Here is a 1,900-nt window from a genome sequence, read left to right as displayed (position 1 = left end):
AGAATATGTGAATCTGGCATTTCATGGCATGAGGGCAAACAAAAACCCGATCAATGTGGATATAAAGTTGGAGTTGGACGAAAAGCTATCAAAAGTCCAAATCAATCCGGAAGACTTTAGCAGGGTAATCCTCAACCTTTGCAAAAATGCTTTTGATGCCATGAGGGATAAAACCAACGAAAACATAAACGGCTATTTGCCCAAGTTGACCGTACGGACAAAGGAAATAGGAGAAAAGATATTGTTGGAAGTAGAAGACAATGGTCCGGGCATAGCCGAAGAAAACAGGGATAAATTGCTGATGCCGTTTTTTACCACCAAAAAAGGAACAGAAGGTACAGGCTTAGGATTGAGTATAACACATGATATTGTAAAAGCCCACGATGGAACCCTTGAAATAAACTCACAAGTGGGTAATTTCACAAAATTTAGTATCACATTAATAAATAAGCTTAATAAAGATTGAATGGTATGAAAATTTTAATAGTTGACGACGAAAAAGATGTTGAAATGCTCTTCCGTCAAAAATTCCGTAAGGAAGTAAGAAGTGGGGAACTCGAACTGGTATTTGCATTTTCCGGGGCAGAGGCCATAAGTATTCTGGAAGAATCTGATCCACCAAAGGTAGTCTATGTTTTCTCTGACATCAACATGCCAGGAATGACCGGACTTGAATTACTGGATAGAATCAAAAAACGTTTTCCTCAAATCAATGTAAGCATGATTTCGGCTTATGGTGACAGTGAAAATTTTAATAAAGCAATCAATTCCGGTGCAAAAGAATTCTTTACCAAACCCATTGATTTTGATTCCCTTAAAAAAGAAATAAAAGAATTATTGAATTGAAGAGAGTACAATTAGATTTTTATAAATATGGCGAAGATACTTGTAGTTGATGATGAAGCTGATTTGGAAGTCCTGATCAAGCAGAAATTCCGGCAAAAAATCCGGCAAAATGAATATGAATTCATTTTTGCCATTAACGGAAGACATGCTTTGGAACAATTGGAAGTACATCATGATGTGGACGTGGTGTTGAGTGATATCAATATGCCTGAAATGGACGGATTAACATTGCTTTCCAGATTGAATGAGAAAAATGCCTTGCTCAAATCAGTCATTGTTTCTGCTTATGGAGATATGGATAATATCCGTACTGCCATGAACAGAGGTGCCTTTGATTTTGTCACCAAGCCCGTTAATTTTTCTGACCTTGAAATCACCATTGACAGAACTGTCAAACATGTTGGAATGATCAAGGACACCTTAAAGGCCATGAAAGAAAACAATATTTTGAAGATGTATGTCGATGAGACCGTTCTCAACTTTATGGGTAGCCGTGAAATAGGTGCTTCTTTGTTTGACAATGAAACTATACAAGCAACGGTCGCATTTATCGATATATGTGGATTTACAGCTATCAGTGAAAACCACCCACCAGATGAAGTCGTGGGTCTTTTAAATGAGTATTTCGATATGATGGCCAGGTCAATTATCGAAGAAAACGGCATTGTAGATAAGTTTATGGGCGATGCTGTCCTTGCTGTATTCAAGGGAGAAAACCATCTGGAGCGGGCTATTAATTCCTGCCTGAACATCATAGAAAAAATATCCAATAAACCGGAAGTTGAAGGAAAAATGAACTTCAAACCCAATGTCTCCATAGGTGTCAATACAGGTGAAATGATCAGCGGTAATATAGGATCTTCGACATTAAGACGATTGGATTACACGGTAATTGGGGATACTGTCAATACAGCTGCCCGCCTTCAATCATCTGCAAAGCCAGGTCAATTATTTATAGCTGAAAATAGCTATCAAATTATCAAAAATAAATTTAAATGTGAGCCCATCGGACTTATGGAAATGAAAAACAAAAAGGTGCCGCTGATGGTGTATA

3 protein-coding genes are annotated in these 1,900 nt (G+C 37.6%); all 3 read left to right on the top strand.

What is annotated here, in order from left to right; genetic code table 11:
* On the top strand, window positions 1-466 hold a 466-nt coding region (locus ACEW8O_RS23625; RefSeq protein ID WP_373497092.1), incomplete at its 5' end, for a sensor histidine kinase.
* A gap of 5 nt (window positions 467-471) precedes the next feature.
* The gene (locus ACEW8O_RS23620) at window positions 472-846 is read left to right on the top strand and encodes a response regulator (RefSeq protein WP_373497091.1); all 375 of its coding nucleotides are present in this window, start codon (window positions 472-474) and stop codon (window positions 844-846) included.
* A 27-nt stretch (window positions 847-873) separates the two neighbouring features.
* Window positions 874-1,900, top strand: a 1,027-nt coding sequence (locus tag ACEW8O_RS23615; RefSeq protein WP_373497090.1) for an adenylate/guanylate cyclase domain-containing protein, incomplete at its 3' end; no start/stop codon positions are given.

The organism is Aquiflexum sp. (assembly GCF_041749095.1).
GTDB lineage: Bacteria > Bacteroidota > Bacteroidia > Cytophagales > Cyclobacteriaceae > Aquiflexum.
The sequence above is the reverse complement of the archived record's forward strand: the minus strand, read 5'-3'. Positions and strand labels throughout refer to the sequence as shown.